Source organism: Paraburkholderia sp., from assembly GCF_050742655.1.
Lineage (GTDB): Bacteria > Pseudomonadota > Gammaproteobacteria > Burkholderiales > Burkholderiaceae > Paraburkholderia.
The window spans coordinates 190460-197996 of the sequence record NZ_JBOIGG010000014.1; the positions used below are offsets into that span (position 1 = coordinate 190460).

At 63.4% G+C, this 7537-nt stretch carries 8 protein-coding genes; 3 read left to right on the forward strand and 5 right to left on the reverse strand.

Annotated features, from left to right (window positions below; translation table 11 throughout):
• Positions 1 to 1551 carry a murein biosynthesis integral membrane protein MurJ gene (murJ, locus tag ACREXZ_RS20410; RefSeq protein WP_431765922.1) on the reverse strand — a complete coding sequence of 517 codons (1551 nt, stop codon included), beginning with the start codon at positions 1549 to 1551 and terminating at the stop codon, positions 1 to 3.
• 474 nt (positions 1552 to 2025) lie between these two features.
• Here murJ and rpsT point away from each other — a divergent pair, with 474 nt between their 5' ends.
• Positions 2026 to 2307 carry a 30S ribosomal protein S20 gene (gene rpsT / locus ACREXZ_RS20415; RefSeq protein WP_431765923.1) on the forward strand — a complete coding sequence of 94 codons (282 nt, stop codon included), beginning with the start codon at positions 2026 to 2028 and terminating at the stop codon, positions 2305 to 2307.
• Between the two features lie 214 nt (positions 2308 to 2521).
• Here the strand turns inward: rpsT and ACREXZ_RS20420 are convergent, their stop codons facing one another.
• A complete protein-coding gene (locus ACREXZ_RS20420; RefSeq protein WP_431765924.1) occupies positions 2522 to 2851 on the reverse strand; it encodes a DUF3579 domain-containing protein in 330 nt (109 codons plus the stop codon).
• Positions 2852 to 3277: 426 nt separating this feature from the next.
• On the opposite strand from ACREXZ_RS20420, the gene argF reads away from it, so the two are divergent.
• The gene (gene argF, locus ACREXZ_RS20425; protein WP_431765925.1) at positions 3278 to 4207 is read left to right on the forward strand and encodes an ornithine carbamoyltransferase; all 930 of its coding nucleotides are present in this window, start codon (positions 3278 to 3280) and stop codon (positions 4205 to 4207) included.
• 33 nt (positions 4208 to 4240) lie between these two features.
• Here the strand turns inward: argF and murB are convergent, their stop codons facing one another.
• A complete protein-coding gene (murB, locus tag ACREXZ_RS20430) occupies positions 4241 to 5290 on the reverse strand; it encodes a UDP-N-acetylmuramate dehydrogenase (RefSeq protein WP_431765926.1) in 1050 nt (349 codons plus the stop codon).
• Positions 5291 to 5451: 161 nt separating this feature from the next.
• Between murB and ACREXZ_RS20435 the strand changes: the two genes are divergently transcribed.
• The gene (locus ACREXZ_RS20435; RefSeq protein ID WP_431765927.1) at positions 5452 to 5937 is read left to right on the forward strand and encodes a YajQ family cyclic di-GMP-binding protein; all 486 of its coding nucleotides are present in this window, start codon (positions 5452 to 5454) and stop codon (positions 5935 to 5937) included.
• Between the two features lie 16 nt (positions 5938 to 5953).
• Here the strand turns inward: ACREXZ_RS20435 and plsY are convergent, their stop codons facing one another.
• On the reverse strand, positions 5954 to 6592 hold the full coding sequence (gene plsY / locus ACREXZ_RS20440; protein ID WP_431765928.1) for a glycerol-3-phosphate 1-O-acyltransferase PlsY: 639 nt from the start codon (positions 6590 to 6592) through the stop codon (positions 5954 to 5956).
• A gap of 141 nt (positions 6593 to 6733) precedes the next feature.
• Positions 6734 to 7225, reverse strand: coding sequence for an aminoacyl-tRNA deacylase (locus tag ACREXZ_RS20445; RefSeq protein WP_431765929.1), 492 nt, complete (start codon positions 7223 to 7225; stop codon positions 6734 to 6736).
• Positions 7226 to 7537: the final 312 nt, after the last annotated feature.

A 7537-nucleotide genomic window follows, 5' to 3' on the forward strand; every position in this document is an offset into this window, starting at 1 on the left:
TCACTTCACTCGCCTTCTGAAATACGCGTACTTGAACCCCATCAGCCAGAGCATACCGAAATATAGCGTCGCGAACAGCACGAGGCTCGCCGCGAGCAACGCGATGCGCATCAACGGCCGTTCGTGCAGCCCGATCCAGTCGAAACTGATCGCGAACCAGTGCATCGTGCCCGCGAGCACGAGGCATGCGCCGATCAGTTGCATGAAGAATATCGTCCAGCCGCGTGACGGCATGTAGATGCCGCGGCGCCGCAGCATGAAGAACAGCAGCCCCGCGTTCATGCACGATCCGAGACCGATGCTGAGCGTCAGGCCGGCGTGCGCGAAGATCGGCACGAAGATGAAGTTGCTGATCTGCGTCGCGATCAGCACCGCGACCGCGATCTTCACCGGTGTCTTGATGTCCTGCTTCGCATAGAAGCCGGGCGCGAGAATCTTGATGAGGATCAGGCCGATCAGCCCCACCCCATACGCGGACAGCGCCCGGGCGACCATCACGACGGCGTTCGCGTCGAACTTGCCGTAGTGGAACAGCGTCGCGGTAAGCGGCTCGGCGAAGAAGAACAGCGCGACCGCGCTCGGCGCCGCCAGCAGGAACGTGACGCGCAGCCCCCAGTCGAGCAGCGACGAGTACTCGTGCGGATCGGCGTCGACGTGCGCCTTCGACAGGCTCGGCAGCAGGATCGTGCCGAGCGCGACGCCGAGCAGCGCGGTGGGGAACTCCATCAGCCGGTCCGCGTAGTTGATCCACGACACCGCGCCCGGCCCGATGCGCGACGCGATGTTCGTGTTGATGATCAGGCTGATCTGCGCGACCGATACCGCGAACATCGCCGGCACCATTTTCGCGAGCACGCGCTTCACGCCGCGGTGCGCCAGCGCCCGCAGCGGATTCCACCCGATGCGCGGCAGCATGTCGATCTTCTTCAGCCCCGGCAACTGCACGAGGAACTGCAGCACGCCGCCCGCGATCACCGCCCACGCGAGCGCATAGACCGGCTTCTGCAGATGCGGTGCGACGAACACGGCCGCGACGATGAACGCGACGTTCAGCAGCACCGGCGCGAACGCGGGCAGCGAGAAGTTCTTGTACGTGTTCAGCACGCCGGACGCGAGCGACGTCAGCGAAATGAACACGATGTACGGGAACATGATCCGCGTCATCGAGACCGCGAGCGGGTACGCCTGGCCGTCGGCACGCAACCCCGACGCGACCACGAAGACGACGAACGACGCGCCAAGGATACCCAGCACCGACAGAACCGCTAGCACCCAGGCCAGCACTGTCGACGTCGCGTCGACGAGCGCCTTGGTCGCGTCGTGGCCCTGCTGGTTCTTGAATTCAGCAAGGATCGGCACGAATGCCTGCGAGAACGCGCCCTCGGCGGAAATGCGGCGCAGCAGGTTCGGAATGCGGAAGGCGACGTAGAACGCGTCGGTATATTGACTGGCGCCGAACGCACGGGCGATCAGCGTTTCGCGGGCCAGTCCGGTCACGCGAGACAGCAGCGTGAAGCCGCTGACCGTCAGCAGGGCTCGGAGTAGATTCATGGGGCGCTTATTATACGGGTGCCGCCGGGGCGAACGGACGATCGTCCGGCAGCACGCATCGGACCCGTTCAGACCGCAGACGTTCTGGCCTCCGCACAATTTCTGGTTCAGACCGGGCCGGGTCACGGTTCGTGCCCTTTTGGGTGCTTTTCAGGATGAGCCGGCAGTACGCCAGCTGCGACTCGTCCCGCCGATCCGTTTCGTTTGCCACGTGCCTGATTTTGTTGCTATAATCGCCGGTTTCTACGCTTGCTCGGCTGTCGGGCTGCTGGAAAATCGTCGGTAGGGATTGGGTTACAGCGGGGTCGCCAGAGCAGAACGGGGCCCGCAGAATCCGGCCGATGTCCGCAGATCGTCGTCGAAATTCTCTCTTTGCGCCTCTGGGCAATCGCTTCCAGGGGTTCGGATTAAAAGCAGCGCCCGGCCACCTTTTCAGGTCAGGCTCTGGAAACAGGAACAGGATAAGGAACCGTCATGGCTAACTCCGCACAAGCACGTAAGCGCGCCCGCCAGGCCGCCAAGGCCAACTCGCATAACTCGGCGCTGCGCTCGAAGTTCCGCACCGCCATCAAGGCCGTTCGCAAGGCGATCGACGCCGGCGACAAGGCTAAGGCCGCTGAGATTTTCCAGGCTTCGTCGAAGACGCTCGACATCATTGCCGACAAGAAGATCGTTCACAAGAACAAGGCTGCTCGCCATAAGAGCCGCCTCGCCGCAGCCATCAAGGGTCTGCAGGCGCCCGCAGCAGCACAGTAATTCCGGCTGGTCCGCGACAGCGGACCGCGTCCTGTTTCCGCTGCGTCATTAAAGCTCGCCTCGGCGGGCTTTTTTGTCGTCGCGTGGTTTCGTAGTTGTATCCACACGCCTCCGCCCGCTGCGAGTGCAGCGGACACAAAAAAGCCCGCGACCGCGGGCATTTTCATTTTGAGACAAGACGCTGCGCGATTCTCGCGCGATCAGGCGACCAGAACTACGCGCTTTTCCGTGTTCCGTGATCCGCCGGCAGTTCGCATGCCTCGGTCACGACGAGATCGTTGTCTTTCGCGAAGTTCAGCACGAAATCGAATGCCATCGGTTCGATTTCGCGCAAACGGGAATCGAGGATTACGCACTTCACATTGCCCAGCATCGTAGGACGCACATACAGCGAATACTGCAAGCGGGCGTTCGGCCCCTTGGCACCCGGCCCGAAACACGACATCACACCAGCGAGCCGCTCCGACCAGTCGCTCGGTCGAAACGTCTTTCCGCTGTGGGTGATGCCCTGAATGAAATATTCGGTCGGGGGTGCTTCGGCCATGTGATTACCTGTTGACTGCCCGGTGACTTGCCGGCGAACGCCGCTGCGTGCGTGATTGTGCGAACACGTTGCGCGCGGCCCGCCGTTACGGCGAACCCTCATGCCGCCGGCTGCCGGAAGCGACTGCGGCCGATGACGCCAGACAGCGCACCGCGAAGCAGAATTACCGGATACGCGACCGCGCCCCGACTGGCGGAACGCCTGCTGACCGGGCTTCAGAAAACCTCGCGATTATAGCGCAGCGAGCCCCTTTCCGCACCGCACACAAACCTTCCGACGCACTGTAAACGGCGTTTTTCGAGGGCTGGCGCGGCCTTTCGGCCGACTCGTCAAACGAGTCAAAATCCTTTATGCTGCATTGAGTTACCACAAACGACGGCGGCGCCGTCCGGCGTCGGCGCCGGGTGAGACCGCCGTATTTGTTTTATGACCGCCAAGAAAATTCGTCACTATCTGCAGTTCAACGATTTCTCGCTGGACGACTACGAGTACGTGCTCGAACGCGCGCGCATCCTGAAGCGCAAGTTCAAGAATTACGAGACGTATCACCCGCTGCACGACCGCACGCTCGCGATGATTTTCGAGAAGAACTCCACGCGCACGCGCCTGTCGTTCGAAGCGGGCATCTTTCAGCTTGGTGGCCACGCGGTGTTCATGAGCACGCGCGACACACAGCTCGGCCGCGGCGAACCGATCGAAGACGCCGCGCAGGTCATCTCGCGGATGGTCGACATCATCATGATCCGCACGTTCGGTCAGGACATCCTGACGCGCTTCGCGGAAAATTCGCGTGTGCCGGTCATCAACGGTCTGACCAACGAATATCACCCGTGTCAGGTGCTGGCCGATATCTTCACGTACTACGAGCATCGCGGTCCGATTCGCGGCAAGACTGTCGCGTGGGTCGGCGACGCGAACAACATGCTCTATACGTGGATCGAAGCTGCGCAGATTCTCGGCTTCAAGCTGCGTCTGTCCACGCCGCCCGGCTACCAGCTCGACCGCGGAATGGTGGCGGCGGATAGCGCGCCGTTCTACGAGGAATTCGCCGACCCGAATGAAGCCTGCACCGGCGCCGACCTCGTCACCACGGACGTCTGGACCAGCATGGGCTTCGAGGCGGAAAACGACGCGCGCAAGAAAGCGTTCGCCGACTGGTGCGTCGACGCCGAGATGATGGCCCTCGCACAACCGGACGCGCTCTTCATGCACTGCCTGCCCGCGCATCGCGGCGAGGAAGTCAGCGCAGAAGTGATCGACGGGCCGCAGAGCGTCGTGTGGGACGAAGCGGAAAACCGCCTGCACGTTCAAAAGGCGTTGCTGGAATTTCTTCTGCTCGGCAAGCTGAATCACTGAGCAGCGCTGCGGCTGGACGCACGCAGCAAGCGGTTACCTCAGACACACCGGTTCTGCTTCGAGCGCCACGCCGAACCGGCGTTGCACGTCGTCGCGGATCGCATCGGCTAGCGCCAGCACGTCCGCGCCGGTTGCGCCGCCGCGGTTCACGAGCACGAGCGCCTGGCGGTCGTGCACCGCCGCCGCGCCGACCGCGCGCCCTTTCCACCCACAGCGGTCGATCATCCACCCGGCCGCGAGTTTCACGCTGCCATCCGGCTGCGGATACGACACCAGCTCGGGCTCCTGTACCTTCAACGCCGCAAAGCGGGCAGCATCGACCACCGGATTCTTGAAAAAGCTGCCCGCGTTGCCGAGTACCGCCGGGTCGGGCAGCTTCGCCGAGCGCACCGCGACGACCGCATCGAAGATCGCACGGGCATCGACTGCCTCGGATGCGCCTGCACCAGGCCGCGCGGCCAGTGCCTGAGCAATGTCCGCGTAGCCGGCCCGCGGCGTCCATGCTTTAGGCAAACGGAAGGTCACCGCCGTGATCGCGAACCGGTCCCGCCCTTCCTGCTTGAAGAAGCTGTCGCGATAGCCGAAGCGGCACGCGGCCGCATCCATCTCGACGACGTCGCCGGTCGCCAACTCCACCGCGCGCAGTGACGCGAAGCGCTCCGCCATCTCGAGGCCGTACGCGCCGATGTTCTGGATCGGCGCGGCGCCGACGGTGCCTGGAATTAGCGCGAGGTTTTCGAGCCCGGGCAGGCCCTGCTCGAGCGTCCACGCGACGAAGGTGTGCCAGTTCTCGCCTGCGGCCACCTCGACGTACCACGCATCGCCGTCTTCGCGCACCACACGACGGCCTTTCAGTTCGACCAGCAGCACCAGCCCGTCGAAATCGCGCGTCAACACGACGTTGCTGCCGCCGCCCAGCACGAACCGGCGCAGCCCCGCCGCCCGCGGATCGCGCACGGCCGCGGCGAACTGCGCCTCGTCCACCACGTGGCACGCAAGCTGCGCACGGACGTCGAAGCCGAACGTGTTATGCGCACGCAGCGAATAGTTGGCGATCAACGGAAGGGAATCGGGCTGCGGCATCGGGATGGGCGAAGAAGCGGAATGACAAAGAAGGGCAAACGAAAGCAGCAGCGGCCTTGGGCAAACGGGATCGCGTCGGTAAAATGACAGCCGGTCCGTGATTATAGCGAGTGCGTCGTGCGCAGCCGCGCCGCGCGCCGCCGCACTATTGGGAGAGAGCAATGCCATCGTTCGACGTCGTCAGCGAAGCCAACATGATCGAAGTCAAGAATTCGATCGAGCAGTCCAACAAGGAAATTTCCACGCGATTCGATTTCAAAGGGTCCGACGCACGCGTCGAGCAGAAGGAGCGCGAGCTGACCCTGTACGCCGACGACGATTTCAAGCTCGGCCAGGTCAAGGACGTGCTGCTGTCGAAGATGGCGAAACGCAACGTCGACGTGCGTTTCCTCGACTACGGCAAGATCGAGAAGATCGGCGGCGACAAGGTCAAGCAGGTCGTCACCGTCAAGAAAGGCGTGTCCGGCGATCTCGCGAAGAAAATCGTCAAGCTCGTGAAAGACAGCAAGATCAAGGTGCAGGCGAGCATTCAGGGCGACGCGGTGCGCGTCGCCGGCGCGAAGCGCGACGACCTGCAGGGCGCGATCGCGATGCTGCGCAAGGACGTCACCGACACGCCACTCGACTTCAACAACTTCCGCGACTGAGGGCGACCCCGGCGCCCTAGCGCCTGGTGCCACCGGCCCGTGGCGCGTCGCCCTTCTTCTTCCCGCCGAGCCGGCTCTCCTGCCCGGCCATCAGCTTCGCGATATTCGCGCGATGCCGCCAGATCAGCAGCCCGCTCATCACGACGATCGCGAGCGCAATGATGTTCGCGCCGAACAGAAAGCCGTCGAACAGCGGCGCGAACACCGCGGCTACCAGCGCCGCCAGCGACGAATAGCGGAAGAAGAACGCGACGATCAGCCACGTCAGCGCGGTCGCGAGACCGAGCACGGGGTTGATCGCGAGCAGCACGCCCGCGGCCGTCGCGACGCCCTTGCCGCCCTTGAAGCGGAAGAACACCGGGTACAGGTGCCCGAGGAACACGGCGATCGCCGCGAGCGCGACCGCATCGTCGCCGAGCCCGTAGTGCGGGCCGAAGCGGTCGGCCAGCCAGACCGCGAGCCAGCCCTTGAACGCATCGCCGACCAGCGTCAGGATCGCCGCGGTCTTGTTGCCGCTGCGCAGCACGTTGGTCGCGCCGGGATTCTTCGAGCCGTACGAACGCGGGTCGGCCAGCCCCATCGCGGCGCTGACGATCACGGCAAACGACACCGAGCCGATCAGATAGGCCACGACGGCGACGATCAGGTTTTCCATGGCGGGGCTCTCTTGTCTCTTTGTCTTGTGGAGAAGGCGCGATGCGGCATAGATGAAGCTCATACGGACGCGGGCGCAACGGCCGCCATTCTACCGAACCGGCGCGCGGCTCATGCATCCGCTCGAGTTCTCACCCGGTCCTCACTCAATGCTCGCGCACTGCACCGGTTTCGCGTCGAGCAGCGTCGTGAGCACGGCGGGTTCGATGCTGACGAGAAAACCGCGCCGGCCGCCGTTCAGCAGAATCCGTTCGAGTTCGAGCACCGTCGATTCGACGTACACCGGCATCGTCTTGCGCGTGCCGAACGGTGACGTCCCGCCGATCAGATAGCCGGAATGCCGGCTCGCCACGTCGGGCTTGCACGGCTCGACACGCTTCGAGCCGATCTGTCTCGCGAGGTTCTTCGTCGATACGGTACGGTCGCCGTGCATCAGCACGATCAGCGGCTTCGCGTGCTCGTCTTCCATCACCAGTGTCTTCACGACCGCATGCTCGTCGACGCCGAGCTGCCGCGCCGATTCGGCGGTGCCGCCGTGCTCCACGTAGTCGTACGGATGCTCGCCGAACGGCACACTGTGACGACGCAGAAACTGCGTCGCGGGCGTTTCGGAAACGTGTCGGGTTTTGCTCATCGGCGCATTGTAATGGGCACGCCGCACAACGGCTATTTGCCTTGCCTGCCTCGCCGTCGATTGTGCGCGGCTCCTGCTTGTGGCACGATCGTTCGAAAATCTTCACACGATACGCCGATGAAGACTGGCATTCAGACGATCCCAGCAACCATGTTGCATGGGACCAGAGTAAGCGCTAAAGCGCCAACTCTGGTCGACAGCAACTATCTTGAGACGAGCAATGTCACGCGTCATGGAAGTCCGACTGCCAGGGAGTGTTGGAGCGAACCATTGCGTTAAGCGTGATGAGCAGTTTGCGCATGCAGGCGACAA